15 protein-coding genes are annotated in these 18392 nt (G+C 71.0%); 5 read left to right on the top strand and 10 right to left on the bottom strand.

Annotated features, from left to right (window positions below):
- Positions 1–43 precede the first annotated feature (43 nt).
- On the bottom strand, positions 44–1321 hold the full coding sequence (gene ilvA, locus ET989_RS03745; RefSeq protein ID WP_241656189.1) for a threonine ammonia-lyase IlvA: 1278 nt from the start codon (positions 1319–1321) through the stop codon (positions 44–46).
- Positions 1322–1368: 47 nt separating this feature from the next.
- On the bottom strand, positions 1369–2958 hold the full coding sequence (locus ET989_RS03740) for a DNA recombination protein RmuC (RefSeq protein WP_131167215.1): 1590 nt from the start codon (positions 2956–2958) through the stop codon (positions 1369–1371).
- A 111-nt stretch (positions 2959–3069) separates the two neighbouring features.
- On the opposite strand from ET989_RS03740, the gene zupT reads away from it, so the two are divergent.
- The 3 genes from zupT to ychF all read left to right on the top strand — a co-directional run bounded on the left by zupT (position 3070) and on the right by ychF (position 6305).
- Positions 3070–3876 (top strand): zinc transporter ZupT, encoded by an 807-nt coding sequence (zupT, locus tag ET989_RS03735; RefSeq protein ID WP_131167214.1) that lies wholly within the window; start codon positions 3070–3072, stop codon positions 3874–3876.
- Positions 3877–3887: 11 nt separating this feature from the next.
- The gene (locus ET989_RS03730; protein WP_131167213.1) at positions 3888–5159 is read left to right on the top strand and encodes a M18 family aminopeptidase; all 1272 of its coding nucleotides are present in this window, start codon (positions 3888–3890) and stop codon (positions 5157–5159) included.
- A 72-nt stretch (positions 5160–5231) separates the two neighbouring features.
- Entirely contained in the window at positions 5232–6305 is a 1074-nt protein-coding gene (gene ychF, locus ET989_RS03725) for a redox-regulated ATPase YchF (RefSeq protein ID WP_131167212.1), read from the top strand.
- Positions 6306–6451: 146 nt separating this feature from the next.
- On the opposite strand, the gene ET989_RS03720 is transcribed toward ychF, so the two are convergent.
- From ET989_RS03720 to ET989_RS03700, 5 genes are all read right to left on the bottom strand, one after another.
- On the bottom strand, positions 6452–7129 hold the full coding sequence (locus tag ET989_RS03720; protein ID WP_131167211.1) for a DNA methyltransferase: 678 nt from the start codon (positions 7127–7129) through the stop codon (positions 6452–6454).
- A gap of 70 nt (positions 7130–7199) precedes the next feature.
- A complete protein-coding gene (locus tag ET989_RS03715) occupies positions 7200–8366 on the bottom strand; it encodes an amidohydrolase (protein ID WP_131167210.1) in 1167 nt (388 codons plus the stop codon).
- Between the two features lie 105 nt (positions 8367–8471).
- A complete protein-coding gene (locus ET989_RS03710) occupies positions 8472–9371 on the bottom strand; it encodes a patatin-like phospholipase family protein (protein ID WP_241656188.1) in 900 nt (299 codons plus the stop codon).
- A gap of 26 nt (positions 9372–9397) precedes the next feature.
- Entirely contained in the window at positions 9398–10159 is a 762-nt protein-coding gene (locus tag ET989_RS03705; protein WP_241656187.1) for a trimeric intracellular cation channel family protein, read from the bottom strand.
- A 207-nt stretch (positions 10160–10366) separates the two neighbouring features.
- A complete protein-coding gene (locus tag ET989_RS03700; protein ID WP_131167209.1) occupies positions 10367–12577 on the bottom strand; it encodes an NADP-dependent isocitrate dehydrogenase in 2211 nt (736 codons plus the stop codon).
- A 414-nt stretch (positions 12578–12991) separates the two neighbouring features.
- Between ET989_RS03700 and ET989_RS03695 the strand changes: the two genes are divergently transcribed.
- Entirely contained in the window at positions 12992–14386 is a 1395-nt protein-coding gene (locus ET989_RS03695; protein ID WP_165490011.1) for a serine hydrolase domain-containing protein, read from the top strand.
- Here the strand turns inward: ET989_RS03695 and ET989_RS03690 are convergent.
- Positions 14376–14603, bottom strand: coding sequence for a hypothetical protein (locus tag ET989_RS03690; protein WP_131167207.1), 228 nt, complete (start codon positions 14601–14603; stop codon positions 14376–14378). The genes ET989_RS03695 and ET989_RS03690 overlap by 11 nt on opposite strands.
- 433 nt (positions 14604–15036) lie before the next feature.
- On the opposite strand from ET989_RS03690, the gene ET989_RS03685 reads away from it, so the two are divergent.
- The gene (locus tag ET989_RS03685) at positions 15037–15705 is read left to right on the top strand and encodes a GntR family transcriptional regulator (RefSeq protein ID WP_131167206.1); all 669 of its coding nucleotides are present in this window, start codon (positions 15037–15039) and stop codon (positions 15703–15705) included.
- A gap of 289 nt (positions 15706–15994) precedes the next feature.
- Here the strand turns inward: ET989_RS03685 and ET989_RS03680 are convergent, their stop codons facing one another.
- Both ET989_RS03680 and ET989_RS03675 read right to left on the bottom strand, forming a co-directional pair.
- Positions 15995–17266 carry a citrate synthase gene (locus ET989_RS03680; protein ID WP_131167205.1) on the bottom strand — a complete coding sequence of 424 codons (1272 nt, stop codon included), beginning with the start codon at positions 17264–17266 and terminating at the stop codon, positions 15995–15997.
- An 86-nt stretch (positions 17267–17352) separates the two neighbouring features.
- Positions 17353–18240, bottom strand: a complete 888-nt coding sequence (locus ET989_RS03675) for a ribonuclease HI family protein (RefSeq protein WP_131167204.1) — start codon at positions 18238–18240, stop codon at positions 17353–17355.
- Positions 18241–18392: the final 152 nt, after the last annotated feature.

Raw genomic sequence — 18392 nt, 5'->3', positions numbered from 1 at the left:
CGGCGAACGACTGTCGCCCACGATACCCCCATGGGTATGAGGATCAGATCAGGAAGCGGTAGAACGGGCTGTCCGGGTCGACGGGCTCGGCTCGGATCGGGCTGCGCTCGAGGCGTCCGAGCAGGTCGCCGAGCGTGGTCGGGTCACCCAGCTCGATGCCGACCAGCGCGGGCCCCATCTCGCGGTTGCTGCGCTTGACGTACTCGAAGTGCGTGATGTCGTCGTCGGGGCCGAGCACCTCGTCGAGGAACCGCCGCAGCGCGCCCGGCTCCTGCGGGAAGTTCACCAGGAAGTAGTGCTTGCGGCCCTCGTAGACCAGCGACCGCTCGACGATCTCGGCGTAGCGCGACACGTCGTTGTTGCCGCCGGAGATGACGACCACGACGACCTCGCCGGGGTTCGGCTTGGCCTGCCGCAGCGACGCGGACGCCAGCGCGCCGGCCGGCTCCGCGATGACGCCCTCGGTCTGGTAGAGCGCCAGCATCTCCGAGCAGATGGCGCCCTCGGGCACCGACACCATCTGGGGCGCGAGCTGGGCGGCGATCGCGTAGGTGAGGTCGCCGGCCCGGCGCACGGCGGCGCCGTCCACGAACGTGTCGATGCGCTTCAGCGTCGTCGGCCCGCCGGCGTCCAGCGCGGCAGCGATGCACGCCGCCCCGCTCGGCTCGACGGCCACGACCGTCGTGCGGGGGCTGAACGTCTTGAGCCACACGAGGCAGCCGGCCAGCAGGCCGCCCCCGCCGACCGGGACGACCATGCGGTCCGGCTCGCGGCCGAGCTGCTCGACGACCTCTTTGGCAACGGTGCCCTGGCCGGCGATCGTGCGGGCGTCGTCGAAGGCGGCGACCATGACGGCACCGGTCTCCTCGGCGGCCTGCTTGGCGACGGCGGACGCCTCGTCGTACGAGTCGCCCACTACGATCAGCTCGACGAACGCGCCGCCCAGGGTCAGCATGCGGTCGCGCTTCTGGCGCGGAGTCGTGCTCGGCACGTAGATGCGGCCCTTGATGCCCAGCTCGGCGCACGCCATGGCGACGCCCTGCCCGTGGTTGCCGGCCGACGCGGCGATCACGCCAGCGGCCCGCTCCTCCTCGGACAGCTGCGCGATGAAGTTGTAGGCGCCCCGGATCTTGTAGGAGCGCACCGGCTGCAGGTCCTCGCGCTTGAGCCATACCTCAGCGCCCGTCGCGGCGGACAGGCGCTCGTTGTACTGCAGGGGCGTCTCCGTGATGACGCCGGCCAGGCGGGCGGCCGCGGCGTCCACGTCGGACGCCGTCACCGGCAGGGGGCGGCGGCTCGCATCGATGGGCAGGTGGCTCACCCGCCCATTGTGCCCCCGTCGGTGGTCGTGGTTCGGGGGCGTCCCACTCACGCGTGCTGGCGGACCGGCGGCGCCACCTCGGGGGAGGTCTCGCCCACCAGGTCGAACAGGTCGGGCTCGCCCCGCTGGAGGGCGGACGCCTCGGGCAGCTCGCTGGACGCCTTGCGCCCGATCACGGCAGGGACGGCGGTGGCGTCGGCGACCAGCTCGGGCGCTGCGATCTGGCGCAGCGGCTCCTCGATGGGGGTCAACTCGCCCAGCTCGGCCTCGGTGACGTTGAGGTCGCGGAACCGGCGCGCGGTGACCATCACGCGGGTCTCCAGCGAGCCCACCGACGCGTTGTACGCCTTCACCGCAGACCCCAGCGCGCGGCCCAGCTTGTCGACGTTGTGGCCCATCGTGCCCAGCCGCTCGTACAGCTCGCGGCCCAGCGTCGAGACCTGGGCGGCCGACTCGGCCAGCTTGGCCTGCTTCCACCCGTAGGCGACCGAGCGCAGCATGGCGATGAGCGTCGACGGCGTCGCCACGACCACGTTGCGACCGCTGGCGTACTCGTGAAGGTCGGGGATCAGCCGCAGCGCCTCGAAGCCCAGCGCCTCGTTCGGCACGAACATCACGACGAACTCGGGCGTGCCCGGGTCGGCCTTCCAGTAGTTCTTCCCGCCCAGGGCATCCACGTGGCCCTTCACATTCTTCGCGAACAGGGCGAGATGGTGCTCGCGATCCCGCTCGTCCTCGGTCTCCTGGGCGTCGAGGAACGCCGACAGCGGCACCTTGGCGTCGACGTAGACGAACTTGCCTTCGGCGAGGGTGACCTTGAGGTCGGGGCGGATCACCCGATCCTCCGACGTCGTGGAGGTGGACTGCTGGGTGAAGTCGCAGTGCTCGAGCATGCCCGCGAGTTCGGCGACCCGCTTGAGCTGCAGCTCGCCCCACGCGCCGCGCACCTGGGGCTTACGCAGGGCCGTCGACAGGGCGTTGGTCTCACGCCGCAGTTGTTCGCCGGTGAACTGCACCGCCTTCACCTGCTGCGCCAGCTCGGTCGACATTGCGACCCGGGCCTTCTCCACCTCGGTGAGGCGCTCGTTGAACGCAGCGAGGCTCTCGCGGATCGGTGTCATCAGCTGGTCGGTGGCCTTGAGCCGGGCTTCGGCCGTGGCGTCCGCCTTCTTGCCCTGCTCGTCGAGCGCCTGGCCCGACAGCAGCTTGAACTCCTTCACCAGCGCGTCGCGGTCGGCGGCCACCTCGATCGCCCGCGCCACCGCGGCTGCCTTCTCGGCCTCGGCGGCGACCACCTTCGCCTGCAGCGCCGCCACCGCCGCCTGGTGCTCGGCCGCGTCGGCCTGCGAGTCGGACGCCGCGGCCCGCGCCTCGGCGACCTGGGCGCGGGCACGCTCCGCCTCCGCGCGCGCCTCCTGGACGCGCACCTCGGCCTGGCTCACCCGCAGCTCGGCGTTGGACACGTCGGCCCGCGCCCGCTCGGCGTCGGCCCGCGCGCCCTGGGCCTGGGCGCGCAGCCGCTCGGCCTCGACCCCGGAGGCGGCATCGGCGGTGCGGCGCAGCACGAACCAGGCCGCGGCCGCGCCCAACACGACGCCGACCAGCAGGGCGACCAGGAGGATGCCGAAGTTGTCCATGCCTCGATCCTGTCAGGGGCCTCCGACAATTCCCGCACGCCCCGCCGCCTGCGGCAGGATGGTGGCCGTGCACACGAGCAGCGGAGCAGGCTTCCGGAGGATCACGACCTGATGCTGCTCGCGCTCCTCGTCTCCCTGCTGGCCGGGCTGGCCACCGCCGTCGGCGGCGCCATCGTCATCTGGAAGCGGACGCCGCGACGCCCCATGATGGCGGTGGCCCTGGCGTTCGCGGCCGGCGCGATGCTCATGGTGAGCATGGGGGAGATCCTGCCCAAGGGCGTCGCGGCCCTGTCCGAGACCATGGAGCGCGGCCCCGCGATGGGCGCCACCTACCTCGCATTCTTCGCCGGCATCGCGCTGGTGCTGGTCATCGACCGGTTCCTGCCCGAGCCGCTCAACCCCAACGAGACCGAGGGGCGCGAATCCGAGTTGTCCTCCGGCGAGGGGCAACGCCGCACGAGCACCCTGCTGCGGTCGGGGCTGCTCGTGGCCGTCGTGCTGGCGCTGCACAACTTCCCAGAAGGCATGGCCACGTTCGTCGCCACCTACTCCGACCCAGCGCTCGGCCTGACCCTGGCCACGGCGATCGCCATCCACAACGTGCCCGAGGGCATCGCGGTGGCCGCCCCCGTCTACGCGGCCACCGGTTCGCGCAGCAAGGCGTTCTGGTGGACCACGGCGTCCGGCCTGACCGAACCGCTGGGCGGGTTGCTGGCCGCCGCCCTGATCGCGTGGGTGCTGCCGGCGTCGCTGTTCGGCGTCCTGTACGGCCTCGTCGCGGGGATGATGATCTTCCTCGCGCTCGACGAGCTCCTGCCGGCGGCGTGGCGCTACCAGACCGACAAGCACCAGACCATCTACGGCATGATCGCCGGACTCGCCGTCGTCGCCTGCAGCCTGGTGCTCTTCGCCCTCTGACGTGCGGCAGGATGGACGTCATGGCACTGGACCACATCAGCGACCTGGCCGCCTTCGTCAGCGCGTCCCCGAGCTCCTTCCACGCCGCGGGCGAGGTCGCCCGGCGGCTGGACGCGGCCGGCTTCACACAGCAGCCCGAGGACGAGCGGTTCGTCCTCGAACCCGGCGGCGGCTACGTGGTCCGCGACGGAGCGGTCGTCGCGTGGCACGCCCCCAGCGGGTTGGACGCCGCGCACTCGGGCTTCCGCATCGTGGGTGCCCACACCGACTCACCCGCGCTGAAGCTCAAGCCGCAGCCCACGGCGTCCGCGTTCGGGTGGCAGCAGGTGGCGGTCGAGGTCTACGGCGGCCCGTTGCTCAACCAGTGGCTCGACCGCGAGCTCGGCGTGGCCGGGCGCGTGGTGACCCGCTCGGGCGAGCAGGTGCTCGTCCGGACGCCCGCGTGGCTGCGGGTGCCCCAGCCGGCCCCGCACCTGGACCGCTCGGTCAACGAGGCCCTGAAGCTGGACAAGCAGGCCCACCTCAAGCCCGTCTTCTCGGTCGGACGCCCCGACCTCGACCTGCTGCAACTCATCGCCGACGAGGCCGACCTCGACGCCGCCGACGTCGCCAGCCACGACCTCTACACCTACGTCACCGAGGCGCCGGCCGTGTTCGGTCCGACGGGGGAGTTCTTCGCCTCGTCCCGGCTCGACAACCTGTCGTCGGTGCACGCCGGGCTGGTCGCGCTGCTCGAGGCCGAGGCGTCCGACGACATCACGGTCCTGGCCTGCTTCGACCACGAGGAGGTCGGCTCGTCCTCGCGCTCGGGCGCGGCCGGTCCGCTGCTGGAAGAGGTGCTCCGCCGTCTCGCTGGTGCGGTCGGCGTGGACACCGACGGCTGGCACCGCATGCTCGCTCGCTCGTCCTGCATCTCGGCGGACGCAGGCCATGCCGTCCACCCCAACTACGCCCACGTGCACGACCCCGACCACCGGCCCGTGCTGAACGCCGGCCCGCTGCTGAAGCACAACGCCAACCTGCGCTACACCTCGGACGCCACCAGCTCCGCGCTGTGGCGGCGCGCGTGCGCCGCGGCGGGCGTCCCGACCCAGGACTTCGTCTCGAACAACGCCGTGCCGTGCGGCTCGACCATCGGGCCGATGACCGCCGAGCGTCTGGGCATCGTGATGTGCGACGTGGGAATCCCGCTGCTGAGCATGCACTCGACGCGTGAACTCGCCGGCGTTCAGGACCCGGCCTGGCTGGCCGGCGCGCTCACCGCGTACTACGCGGGGGCCTGACGCCCCGGTCGCTCATCCGAGGGCTTGGGCTCGGTTCGGGCGCGCGCATCCGGCCATCTAGGATGGTCTCCCGTGGCACTCACCATTGGAATCGTCGGTCTCCCCAACGCGGGCAAGTCGACCCTGTTCAACGCACTCACCCGCAACGACGTTCTCGCGGCGAACTACCCGTTCGCGACGATCGAGCCGAACGTGGGCGTGGTGGGCGTCCCCGAGCCGCGGCTGGCGAAGCTGGCCGAGATCTACGGGTCGGAGAAGCAACTGCCGGCGACGGTGTCCTTCGTGGACATCGCAGGCATCGTGAAGGGCGCCTCGCAGGGCGAGGGCATGGGCAACGCGTTCCTGGCCAACATCCGCGAGGCGGACGCCATCTGCCAGGTCACCCGCGTCTTCGAGGACGCCGACGTGACCCACGTCGACGGGTCGGTGAACCCTGGCAACGACATCGAGACGGTGACCACCGAGCTGATCCTGGCCGACCTGCAGACGCTGGAGAAGGCGATCGTGCGGGTCGAGAAGGAGGCGCGCATCAAGAAGGAGGCGCGCCCCAAGCTCGAGGCGATGCAGGCGGCTCAGGAGGTGCTCAACGCGGGCAAGACGATCTTCGCCTCGGGGATGGACACGGAGCACCTGCGCGACCTGTTCCTGCTGACGGCCAAGCCATTCATCTACGTCTTCAACTGCGACCAGGACGAGCTGGCCAACGACGCCCTCCGCGAGCGGATGAGCGCGCTGGTCGCCCCGGCCGAGGCGGTGTTCCTGGACGCCAAGTTCGAGTCCGAGCTGGTCGAGATGGACGAGGACGAGGCGCGCGACTTCCTCGCCGAGATGGGCGTGGAGGAGCCGGGCCTCGACAAGCTCGCGCGCGTCGGTTACGACACCCTCGGGCTGCAGTCGTACCTGACTGCCGGCCCCAAGGAGTCGCGCGCGTGGACGATCCGCAAGGGCGCCACCGCCCCCGAGGCCGCCGGCGTCATCCACACCGACTTCCAGAAGGGCTTCATCAAGGCCCAGGTCGTCTCCTTCGACGACCTCGTCGCCGCCGGGTCCGAGGCCGCCGCCAAGGCCGCCGGCAAGATGCGTCTGGAGGGCAAGGACTACGTGATGGCTGACGGCGACGTGGTCGAGTTCCGCTTCAACGTGTGAGCTGGTCGGGCGATCCAGCCCGATCGACCGAGCGTCACCTCACAGATGCACCTCGAAAGTGAATCTGCGCCCGATGGAGCAGGAGCGGATTCACTTTCGAGGTGCATCTGCGCGGGCCCACCCAGACGGGCAGGGGCGCTGATTCATCAGGCCGGACGCCGGGACACCAGCAGCGCATCGGCGACGAGATCGTGGGGGAGGGCGTCCCACTCGATGGGGACCACACCGACCCAGTCCAGGTGCGCCCCGAGCACCCGGGCGCAGTCGGCGATCAGTGGTGTCGTGTGGTCACGGTGGTGGATGTCGGCCACGTTCCAGACCACGAAGCCGCCCGGTCTCGCGACCCGGGCGCACTGGGCGGCCACCAGCCCGAGCTCACGCAGGTAGCGTGCGTAGTCGCCGCCGTCCCGCTCGTAGGCGGTGAGAGGGTCGGCCTCATGGTCGGTGGCGGTCATGTACGGCGGGGAGGTGAGCACCAGGTCGACCCGGCCCGCGATCGGAGCGTCGGCCTCGGCGAGGACGTCCAGCAGGGCGCGGGCGTCGCCCTCGATGACGGACGCCGTGGGCACCCGCTCCCGAACGAGCGCCACGCGTTCCGGCAGAAGCTCGATGCCCCACGCCTCACGCCCGAGCGCGATGGCCCTGGCGAGGGTCGTCCCGAACCCCACGAACGGGTCGAACACCACGCCGCCGGTTTCGGTGCAGCGCTCGATCACGTGGTCCACGACTGCGGCGACCATGTGCACGTCCTCGTCGGCGCCGGGGGGTCGCTCGGCCACGAACGCGTCGTGCGTCGCGCGCACTGCGTCGAGGGGGCAGGTCATGCTGGGCAGGTTAGGTGGGGCCCTTCGAGGCGCGCTCCACTCGCACCTGAAGGACCGTGGGCATCCACGATCAGAAGCGCTTCGCCCAGACCGGACCGGCCTCGGCGTCCCAGGAGTAGATCTGCTCGCCGGAGACCCACGTCCGCAGGACGCGCTGGGCCAGTTCGAGGGGGTTGCCCGTCCACAGGACGACGTCGGCGTCCTTGCCCACCTCCAGGGAGCCGATGCGATCGGCCACGCCCATCACCCGTGCGGGGTTGATGGTGATCGCCCGGAGGGCGGCGTCGGCGTCCATGCCCTCGCGTACCGCGAGCGCCGCCTGGGTGACCAGATACTCGATGGGCACCACCGGGTGGTCGGTGATCAGCGACACCGGCGAACCCGCCCGGTCGAGGATGCCGGGGGCCGCCAGCGAGCGGTCGCGCACCTCCACCTTCGAGCGGGTGACGATGAGCGGCCCGTACAGCACCGGGATGCCGCGCCCGCCCACGAGGTCGGCGATCTTCCACGACTCGGTGCCGTGGTCGAGCACGAGCTCGTAGCCGAACTCGTCGGCCATCCGGATCGCGGTGGCGATGTCGTCGGCGCGATGGCAGTGCTGGCGCCACGGGATCTCGCGGTTCAGCACCTGCAGCAACGCCTCGTGGACGAGGTTGCCGCCCGCGTCGTCCTTGGCGGCGTGGTTCCGCGCCTCGGTGAAGGCCCTGCGGATCACCAGCGCCGTGCCCAGCCGGGTCGAGGGGGTCTTCTTCTGCTCGCCGTAGACGCGCTTGGGGTTCTCGCCGAGGGCGGCCTTCAGCCCGGACGGCGAGCGCAGCGCCATCTCGTCGACGATCCGGCCCCACGTCTTGATGGCGACGGTCAGGCCGCCGATGGGGTTGCCCGAGCCGGGGTTCACGTTGACCGCGGTGACACCGCCCATGACAGCGTCGTCGAAGCCCTGGTCGAAGGGGTTGATGGCGTCCAGCGCGCGGGCGCCGGCCATCACCGGATCGGTCATCTCGTTGGTGTCCTGGCCGGCCCAGCCCTCGCCCTCCTCCCACACGCCGAGGTGGACGTGGGCGTCCACGAAACCGGGCAGCACCCAGGCGCCCGCTGCGTCCACGACCTCGTGGCCCTCGGGGACGTCGACGTCGGGGCCGAGGGCGCTGATGCGACCGTCGGTGAGGACGATGGTGCCGTCGAAGGGCTCGGCGGTGACGGGGACGATGTGGGCTCCGGTGATGGCGACATTCATGGGCGCGAGCCTATGCCCATGCCTGGGCTGGGGGCATGCCACACCTCACGGGGCGGGGCCTCGGCGCGCCCACGCCGCTTCGCGATGCGGCGCCGCTGCCTCGCGTCAGCCCAGGTCCAGGAACTCCCTCAGGCCACCTAGCTCGCGCCCGATCTGGGCCAGGCCCCGCTGGTGCGCGGCCTGCAGCTTCGCGACGTTGCGCTCGCCGTTGGAGATCTGCATCGATTCGGGTGCGAACACCCACGCGTCGCCTGCGCGCTCCAGCTCGAACAATTCCTCGCGGGTCTCGTTGTAGCGCGCCGGACGTGCGATGAGGGCGTCCGCCACGGCCGGATAGCGGCGGAAGTGACGCCGGAACAGCCACGGGTTGGACGCCGGCTTCTTGGTGTAGCCGCGCTCCTGGGTGAGGACCACCACGAACTTCCGGTAGCCGGCCTCGCGCGCCGCGTCGATCGGGATGCCGCCCGATGCGCCGAGGGCCCCGTCCACGTACAGGTCGCCGTCGATGTCGACCGGTGGCATCACGATCGGCATCGTCGAGGACGCCTGCACGCGCACCATCAGGTCGTGGGTGTCGTGGACGTCGGCGCGCCCCCACCGGACGGTCGCCCCGTCGCGGGCCCGGAAGGCCGTGATCGACAACTCGCCCGGGTGGGCGTCGAAAGAAGTCCGGTCGAACGGCAGCGCCTCGTCGGGCCCGGACGTGCGCCGGTAGATGTAGTCGGAGTTGAACAGGCCCTGGCCGCGGACGAAGGTGCGCCAGTTGCCGAAGTTGGGGTCTGCGGCGAACGTGGTGAAGGACGCCCGCGCCCGCCACGTGTCGCCGGCCAGGTAGTTGACGGTGTTGGACGCCCCCGCAGAGATCCCCGCGACGAACGGGAACACCAGGCCCTCCTCGACGAGCCGGACCACGACGGCCGAGGTGTACGCCACGCGCATGCCGCCCCCCTCGAACACGAGGGCGACGTCGGGGGCGTTCACGACGCGGGCGGGGGTCTCCGGCACGCGTCGAGCCTATCGCTCAGTTTGGCCTACGAGCCCGACTGATCCCCGTCGGCGTCCGCAGCGGACGCCTCCCGGTTGCGGTTCGCCCGCCGGTCGTTGCGCTCCTTCAGCCGCAGCACGTTGGCGCGCGGGTCGAGCGGCTTGAGGGCTGAGCGCAGGTTGAAGTCGATCGGTTCAGGCAGCATCCAGCCCAGCCGGCGGGCCAGCAGGCCCAGCACGGCGCAGGTGACGATCGAGACGCCCATGCCGTCGTCGGCCATCCCGAGGTGGAACAGGGCGAGCGCCTCGATGCTGCCAACCACCGCCAGCGACGCGTACAGGGTGTTGCCGCCGAACACGGCCGGCGTCCGCCCGACCAGCACGTCGCGCAGCATGCCGCCCCCGACGGCGGTGATGACGCCGAGCATGATGGATGACACGGGCTGCAGCCCCAGGGAGGCCGCCTTGATGGTGCCGGTCGCCGACCAGCAGCCCAGGGCGAGCACGTCCGCCAGCGCCAGCGCCCGGCGGGGCCACGTGCCCTCGAGGTTGATCAGGTAGGCCACGAACGCGGCGATGAGCGCGCCGGACAGGTAGGCCGGGTCCACCAGCGCGACCGGGTACCCCGCACCCAGCAGGACGTCGCGGATCATGCCGCCGCCCAGGCCGGAGATGATCGCCAGCGTGGCGAACCCGACGATGTCGAAGCGCTTCGAGCGGGCGACCGCGCCCCCCAGCAGCCCGTTGGCGACCACGCCCATCACGTCGACGAAGCGGAACAGCGCTTCGGCATCCCACTGCGGTGGCACGCACCCTCCTTCCGACGCCCGCCATCCTCCCACGTCACGCCCAGGGCCCGCGGCGTCCCGGAGGCGGAGCGCGAGCAGTGCTGGAGCGGTTCGCGGTGGCGTCCAGCGCAGGGCGGGCCGGCCACCGTGGAACCCGTGCACGACGAAGCGGGGACCGTGGGCAGGATCGAAATCCCGCTCGCGGTCCCCGCCTTTGAGCCGGTCGGCTCAGGCGCCCGGAGACGCCAGCCGGGTGATGATGCCGTTCAGGGTGGTGGAGGGGCGCATCACGGCGTCGGTCTTCCCGGCGTCCGGGCGGTAGTAGCCGCCCAGGTCGACCGGGGAGCCCTGCACGTCGATCAGCTCGGCGGCGATGGCGTCCGCCTGCGCCCGCAGCTCGGTCGCCACCGGCCCGAAGGCCGCGGCGAGTTCGGCGTCGTCGGTCTGCTTGGCCAGCTCCTCGGCCCAGAACACGGCGAGCCACGCGTGCGAACCGCGGTTGTCGGTCTGCCCGACGCGGCGTGCCGGCGACTTGTCCTCGTTGAGCAGGGTGCCGGTCGCGGCGTCCAGCGCCGCACCGAGGACGCCCGCGCGGGCGTTTCCGGTGGAGCGGGCCAGGTGCTGCAGGCTCTCGGCCAGCGCGAGGAACTCACCGAGGGAATCCCAGCGGAGGTAGTTCTCCTGCAGGAGCTGCTGCACGTGCTTGGGTGCCGAGCCGCCAGCTCCGGTCTCGAACAGGCCGCCGCCGTTCATCAGCGGAACCACCGACAGCATCTTCGCCGACGTGCCGACCTCGAGGATCGGGAACAGGTCGGTGTTGTAGTCGCGCAGCACGTTGCCGGTGACCGAGATCGTGTCCTCGCCGCGGCGGATGCGCTCGACGGAGGCCTTGGTGGCCTCGACGGGGCTCATGATCGAGATGTCCAGGCCCTCGGTGTCGTGGTCTTCGAGGTACTTCTTGACCAGCGCGATGAGGTTGCGGTCGTGGGCGCGCTCGTCGTCCAGCCAGAAGATGGCCGGGGTGCCGGAGACGCGGGCACGGGTCACGGCCAGCTTCACCCAATCGCGGATCGGGGCGTCCTTGGTCTGGCAGGCGCGCCAGATGTCGCCGGGGGCGACGTCGTGCTCCATCAGCACCTCGCCGGACGCCGTGACGACCTGGACCTTGCCGTTCTGGGTGATCTCGAAGGTCTTGTTGTGCGAGCCGTACTCCTCGGCCGCCTGCGCCATGAGGCCGACGTTGGGCACCGACCCCATCGTGACCGGGTCGTAGGCGCCGTTGACCTTGCAGTCGTCGACGACGGCCTGGTAGACGCCGGCGTAGGACGAGTCGGGGATGACGGCCAGGGTGTCGGCCTCCTTCCCGTCGGGGCCCCACATCTTCCCGCCGATGCGGATCATGGCGGGCATGGAGGCGTCCACGATCACGTCGGAGGGCACGTGCAGGTTGGTGATGCCCTTGTCGGAGTTCACCATGGCCAGCGCGGGCCCGTCGGCCAGCTCGGCGCCGATGGACGCCTTGATCTCGTCGCCCTTCTCCAGGCCCTCGAGGCCGGCCAGGATCGCGCCGAGACCGTTGTTGCCGTTGAGGCCGGCCGCGTTCAGCTCCTCGCCGTAGGTCGCGAAGGTCTTGGGGAAGAAGGCGCGCACGACGTGGCCGAAGATGACCGGGTCGGAGACCTTCATCATCGTGGCCTTGAGGTGCACCGAGAACAGGACGCCCATCTCCTTGGCGCGGGCGACCTGGTCGGCGAGGAACGCGTCCAGGGAGGCTGCGCGCAGGACGGTGGCGTCCACGACCTCGCCCTGGAGGACCTTGAGGTCGTCCTTGAGGACGGTGACGTCGCCCGCGGTGTCCACGAGCTGGATGCGCAGGGTGTCGGCCTCGGGCATGACGACGGACTGCTCGTTGCTGCGGAAGTCGTCGCGGGCCATGGTCGCGATCTCGGTCTTGCTGTCGGCAGACCAGGCGCCCATCGAGTGCGGGTGCTTGCGCGCGTAGTTCTTGACCGCCAGCGGCGCGCGGCGGTCGGAGTTGCCCTCACGCAGCACGGGGTTCACGGCCGAGCCCTTGACCGCGTCGTAGCGGGCCTTGGCGTCGGCGTCCGCGTCGGCGTAGGAGGGCAGGTCGTAGCCCTGCGCGTTCAGCTCGGCGATCGCCGCCTCGAGCTGGGGAACCGACGCCGAGATGTTCGGCAGCTTGATGATGTTCGCCTCGGGCGTCTTGGCCAGCTCGCCGAGCTCGGCGAGGGCGTCCGGGACGCGCTGGGCGTCGGGCAGGACGTCGTTGAAGGCGGCGAGGATGCGGCCGGCCAGCGAGATGTCGCGAGTCTCGACCTCCACGCCGGCGGCCGAGGTGAAGGCCTCGATGATCGGCAGGAGGGAGTGGGTGGCGAGCAGCGGCGCCTCGTCGGTGAGCGTGTAGATGATCTTGGCCATACGGACTCGGGTCTCCCTTGAGTGTGTCCAGTGATGCACTTTCCACCCTATCGGGTCGCCGTCGGCCCGGAGGAACCCGATGGGGCCCCCATCGGTATGAGCGATGGGGGCCCGACATCTGTTCTGACCGGAGATGGTGTGACGATTCCGGCCGATGACACGAGGGAAAGTGCCTTCACCCACGTCACCCGGGTGAAGCGGTGGACTGCAGACCACCGACGGCCACTCGATCGTGCCATCCCACGCCGCACCTCGCGGCTCGACGTGTAGGGACATGTCTAGCGTCCGCCGGAGGCTCCGAGCAAGGCCGGCGGCGTGTCGTCCACAGGGGAGTCGATCCCTCCACAGGGGAGTCGGTGGACATCCACAATCCATACCCAACCCCCTGTGGAGAACCGTGCCAGACTGGCTGATGTGAGCATCGACCGGCCCCTTGCCCGCGCCCTCCCGACCGAAGCCGGGGTGGACCCGGCCGGGGTGCACGCATTCCTCGACGGGCTGGCCCGCCGGCGCATCGACCTGCACAGCCTCCACCTGCTCCGCCGGGGCCGGCTGGTCGCCGAGGCGACCTGGGCGCCGTACCGCCCCGACGACGCGCCCCTGCTCTACTCGCTGTCGAAGACCTTCTGCTCGGCCGCGGTCGGGCTGGCCGTCGCTGACGGCGCCCTCTCCTACGACGACCGCCTCGTCGACCTGTTCGCCGACGTGGTGACGGACGCCGGCCCCATCGCCTCCCGCATCCGCGTGCGCGACTGCCTCGCGATGGCGACCGGCCACACCTCCGACACGGTCTGGAACCCCCGCGTCGCCCAGGCCCCCGGCCGCTCGCCGTGGCGCACCACCCTCGGCGTCGAGCCCGACGGGGAGCCCGGCGCGACGTTCTGCTACAACCAGTGGGCCACCTGGACGCTGGCCGAGGTCGTCCGGCACGCCACCGGGTCGTCGGTGCTCGACCTGCTGCGCGCCCGCGTGTTCGGCCCCCTCGGCATCACGCACGCCACCTGGGACACCGACCCGGCCCGCCGCGTCCTCGGCTTCTCGGGGCTGCGCCTCGCGCCGGAGGCCATCGCGTCCTTCTTCCAGCTCCTGGCTGACGACGGCGTCCGCGACGGCGAGCGCATCCTCCCCGTGGAGTGGGTCACCCGCCACCGGCAGCGCCACGTCGAGACCGCCCCGACCCAGCAGAACCCCGACTGGGCGCAGGGCTACGGCTGGCAGGTGTGGCACGACACCCACGGCGGGTACCGCGGCGACGGCGCGTTCGGGCAGTTCGGCATCATCATGCCGACGCAGGAGGCTGTGCTCGTGCTGACCGGCCTGACGCTGCGCATGCAGGAGGTGCTGGACGAGGTCTGGGCGTCGCTGCTGCCCGCGTTCGACCGCCCCGGCACCGGCGACGACCACCAGCTGGCCGGACGCCTCGCGCGCGCGGCGCTGCCCACGGTCGGCGGGGAGCGCGGCGGTCCGGTGCACCTGAGCTTCGAGAACCGGACGAACCGGTGGCACCTGATGGACGACGCGGACGGCTGGCAGCTGCGCTGGGTGGACGCCGACGGCGGCGACAACCGCATCCCGGTGGGGTTCGGGCACTGGCGGCGCGGCGAGATGACGTGGGTCGGGCGGCGGCTGCAGGTCGCGGCGTCCGGCGCGTGGGTCGGCTGGGGGCACTGGGTCGGCCACGTCGTGACCCTGGACGCGCCCCACGGCGTGCTGGTGCGGCTGCGCGACGACGGGTCGGGGCGGATGGAGTGGGTCGAGTCGGCGCCGCTGGGCGCCACGAGCCTGGCCGGGCTGGCCGTCAGGGGCTGAGGCCGCGCCGCTCAGAGCCGTGCGCGCAGCCCCGCAAGCGCCCGCAGGAGGCGGCCTCCTCGCCGTCCGAGAGCTGGGTGGTGGACCGCACCGTACGGGTGAACTCGTCGAGGCGTCCGGCCGCGTTGGCCGGCGTCCCCGACGACAGCGACGCCCAGCTCCGCTCGAGCCGGCGGCGTCCACCCGGGTTCGCGACGCCGGCGATCGCGCTGGGCACCGCCCGGATGGAGGGGCCCAGGTCTCGGGGGAGGGCGGTTGCCCGGTGACTCGGGCGACACATCTGAGTGGCGGCTCTGGGGCCCGGGTTGCATATCTGGCTGACGCAACACACGCCCAGGCGCGCCATGCGTCAGCCAGCATTGTCGCCCGGGACGACATGGAGCCCGGGTTGCATATCTGGCTGACGCAACACACGCCCAGGCGCGCCATGCGTCAGCCAGCATTGTCGCCCAGGCCACCGGCCGTCGGCTCGGCCGACGATCGATCCATCGTGCAACGGTGTAACCGGCTGAACAGTCGGTCGATTGCCTTTAGCATCGAGTCATCACCCCGGCAGGGGTGAGACCGAAAGGCCCAGGCCCGTGCATCTGAAGTCAAGCTCCGACGGGCGCGCACCGCGCCCCCCAGCCCACCTTGTGGGCAGGCTGCGCATGATGGTGGTCGACGGCACGATCCCCACCGGCGAGCCGGTCGCGATCGAGCGGATCGCGGAGCTGCTGGGCGTCGACGACACGGCCACTCTGCTGGCGCTCATGGAGTTGGGCCGCGACGGCTTCCTCGAGCGGGTTGGCGAGGACGCCGTCCGGGTACGCGACCGCGTCGAGGCCCCCGGTGACGGAATCATCCAGGTCCGGCGCATGCTCGAGCCCACCACGCTGCGGACGGCCGCCGAGCACGCTCGCCCCGTCGACCTCATCACCCTGCGGAACCTGGCGGACGAGGTCGAGGCAGCAGTGGCCGCCCGTGACTACCTCGCGTTCCGGCGCGCCGACAACGCGTTCCTCGCCACCTTGCTGTCCTTGCACCCCAACCCGGAGCTCGCCCGGGTTTGCACCGAGTTGGGGGAGCGCACCGCGTACGAGGGGTTGAGGGTTCCGGTCGAGCATGGCCTCCTGAGCGACACCCTGCGCCCCGACGCGCGCATCGTCGACCTCATCGCAGCAGGTGACTTCGCGGGCGTGGAGTCGCTGGCGGCCAGCCTTATCGACCGGTTGCGCCTCGTCGGAGCCCCACTGATGGACTCACCCCATCTGGTTGGTGCCCCGATCCCCGTGGACGTCGACGCCGACGTAGAGTTCCTGGAGGTCCCGGTCAGCTGACCAGGCCGTCGTTCACCATGCCGAGCGTCCGGGTGCGCTGGCTCGTCCAGTGCAGCGTGAGGTCGCCCACGGGCCTGCGATCATCCCCATCATGGAGGCACCCAGCGGGTGACTCTAGTGTGGGCAGCGGTCCTGGCGGCGGCATGGGCTCGCGTCCCTGCTCGTCCTCGCGTTCACGCGGGACCTGAAGGCCGACGTCCCCATGGGACCCGCCCTCATCGTGGGCACGGCCGTCGGGGTGGCGTCCTCGACCGTTGGGCTGCCCTGGTAGCAGCCTGGCGGCGTTGGGTCAGCGCGCCTCGACCGGGACGAAGTCGCGCTCGCGGTGGCCGGTGTAGACCTGCTTGGGGCGCATGATCTTCTGCTCCGGGTCGGTGACACCCTCGAGCCACTGGGCAGCCCACCCGGCCGTGCGGGGCACCGCGAACAGCACGGTGAACATCTCCGGGGGGAACTTCAGCGCCTCGTAGATCAGCCCCGAGTAGAAGTCGACGTTGGGGTAGAGGCGGCGCTTGACGAAGTACTCGTCCTCCAGAGCGATCCGCTCGAGCTCGACGGCGATCTCAAGCAGAGGGTTCACCCCGGTCACCTCGAACACGTCGTCGCAGGCCTTCTTGATGATGCGGGCGCGCGGGTCGTAGTTCTTGTAGACGCGGTGCCCGAAGCCCATCAGGCGCGCCTTGCCGTTCTTCACGCCCTCGACGAATTCGGGCACCCGGTCGACCGACCCGATCTCGCGCAGCATCTTCAGGACGGCCTCGTTGGCTCCGCCATGTAGCGGGCCGAACAGGGCGCCGATGCCGGCGCCGGCCGAGGTGTAGACGTCGTTGCCGGCCGACGCCACGGCGCGCACGGCGTTGGTCGAGCAGTTCTGCTCGTGGTCGGCGTGCAGGATGAACAGGATCTCCATCGCCCGCGACACCCGCGGGTCGGCCTGGTAGACGCGCTGTTGGCTCTGGAACAGCATGGCCAGGAAGTTGTCGACGTAGCCGAGTTCGTCGTTGGGGTAGACGTAGTGCCGGCCGATCGAGTGCCGGTAGGACCACGCGGCCATGGTGGGGATCTTCGCGATGAGCCGGACGATGTTCATCTCGCGGGCCTCAGGGTCGTCGAGGCGGCGCGAGCTCGGGTAGAACGTCTGCATGGACGCCACGGCGGCCATCATCTTCGCCATAGGGTGCGCGTCGTGGCGGTAGGAGCGGATGAAGTTGCCCACGTTCTCGTGCACGAACCGGTGGGTGTTGACCGTGTGTTCCCACGAGGCGAGCTGGTCGGCGTTCGGCAGCTCGCCCTTCAGCAGCAGGTAGGCCACCTCCAGGTGGGTGGCGCTGGCGGCGAGCTGATCGATCGGGTAACCGCGGTACTCCAGGATGCCCGCGTCGCCGTCGATGTAGGTGATCGCGCTGCGGCAGGCGGCGGTGTTCATGAAGCCGGGGTCGTAGGTGGCGAGGGGGCCCTGGGCCGTGCTGACCTGCTTGAGGTCGTTCGCCTTGATGGTGCCGTCGGTGATCGGCAGGTCGAAGCTCGCCCCACCGCTCCTGATCGAGAGGGTGTCGGTCATACGACGCACGGTAGGGCTGATCCCGCCCGCGTGGGTGATGGTTCACCAGTCGGGCACCTGGCCGGAACATGGTGCCAAGGAGTCGATCAGCGCGAAGCGGGGGTCTGCTGTTCGAACCGCAGTCGCCAGGAGTCGTTGGCCTTCACCCAGATGGAGGAGCGCAGGCTCACCGCGCTGCGGGAGCGCGCGCGCCAGCGCAGGTGGACGACCCACGGCGCGAGCTCGTCGATGCCCTCGACCTCGACGGTGACGGGGTCGTCGTAGGGTTTGAGCGTCGCCAGGGTCCGCCCCTTGCCGGACGCCCGCCCCGCGACGTCGTGCTCCAGGAACTTCGGGTGCAGCAGCGCCTCGGCAGCGGAGCGGTCGGAGCGCACGGCGTCCGAGACCCACTGACGCTGGAGGGCGACGACGGGGTGTTCGTCGGGATCCTCCGCCGGGTCGGGGGCCGCGTCGAACAGGTCCGGCTCGCGGCGTGGCCCGGGGGAGAGGTCGGGCGTGGGCGTCCGGATGACGGTGGCGGAGAAGCCGGGGCCCTCGTTCACTGGCAGGCCCTTTTGGAACGCGGTGGCCGCGGCGCGGGCGCGGGCGTCTGCGGCCTCGTTCAACTCCTGGCCGGCGTGGCCCTTGACCCACTCGAACGTGACGCGGCGACCCTGCAGCTCGCGGTCGAGGTCCTGCAGCAGCTCGACGTTGAGCACCGGCTTGCCGTCGGCCTTGCGCCAGCCCTTGCGCTTCCAGCCCGGCAGCCACTTGGTCAGGGCGTTGATGACGTACTGGGAGTCGCACATCACCAGCAGGTCGTCGTCGGCGTCGCGGGTCTGGCGCAGCAGGTCGAGCACCGCCATGAGTTCACCCATGTTGTTGGTGCCGTGCTTCCAGCCGCCGGCCGCCCAGCGGTCCCCGTCGATGAACCAGGCCCACCCGGCGGGCCCTGGGTTGGACAGCGACGAACCGTCTGCGGCAGCAATGATCACCCGGTCATTGTGCCGCACCAGCGGTTCAGGGCCATCCATCACCCCCCATCGGCCTCACCGGCCTCCACCCCACCCCGGGTGTGCACTTCGAGGCGGCGGGTCTATCGCTGTAGCGCTAGTTTTGTGAGCTCGAAGCGCACACCGGGGGTGGT

Origin of the sequence: Propioniciclava sinopodophylli (genome assembly GCF_004324755.1) — a bacterium.
In the GTDB taxonomy this organism is placed as follows: Bacteria; Actinomycetota; Actinomycetes; order Propionibacteriales; family Propionibacteriaceae; genus Propioniciclava; species Propioniciclava sinopodophylli.
The sequence above is the reverse complement of the archived record's forward strand: the minus strand, read 5'-3'. Positions and strand labels throughout refer to the sequence as shown.

Bases quoted from the DNA above. Each gene is read 5' to 3' on its own strand.
- ET989_RS03740 (WP_131167215.1), bottom strand. From the start codon at position 2,958: ATGGACAACTTCGGCATCCTCCTGGTCGCCCTGCTGGTCGGCGTCGTG.
- zupT (WP_131167214.1), top strand. From the start codon at position 3,070: ATGCTGCTCGCGCTCCTCGTCTCCCTGCTGGCCGGGCTGGCCACCGCC.
- ET989_RS03730 (WP_131167213.1), top strand. From the start codon at position 3,888: ATGGACGTCATGGCACTGGACCACATCAGCGACCTGGCCGCCTTCGTC.
- ET989_RS03720 (WP_131167211.1), bottom strand. From the start codon at position 7,129: ATGACCTGCCCCCTCGACGCAGTGCGCGCGACGCACGACGCGTTCGTG.
- ET989_RS03715 (WP_131167210.1), bottom strand. From the start codon at position 8,366: ATGAATGTCGCCATCACCGGAGCCCACATCGTCCCCGTCACCGCCGAG.
- ET989_RS03700 (WP_131167209.1), bottom strand. From the start codon at position 12,577: ATGGCCAAGATCATCTACACGCTCACCGACGAGGCGCCGCTGCTCGCC.
- ET989_RS03685 (WP_131167206.1), top strand. From the start codon at position 15,037: ATGATGGTGGTCGACGGCACGATCCCCACCGGCGAGCCGGTCGCGATC.
- ET989_RS03680 (WP_131167205.1), bottom strand. From the start codon at position 17,266: ATGACCGACACCCTCTCGATCAGGAGCGGTGGGGCGAGCTTCGACCTG.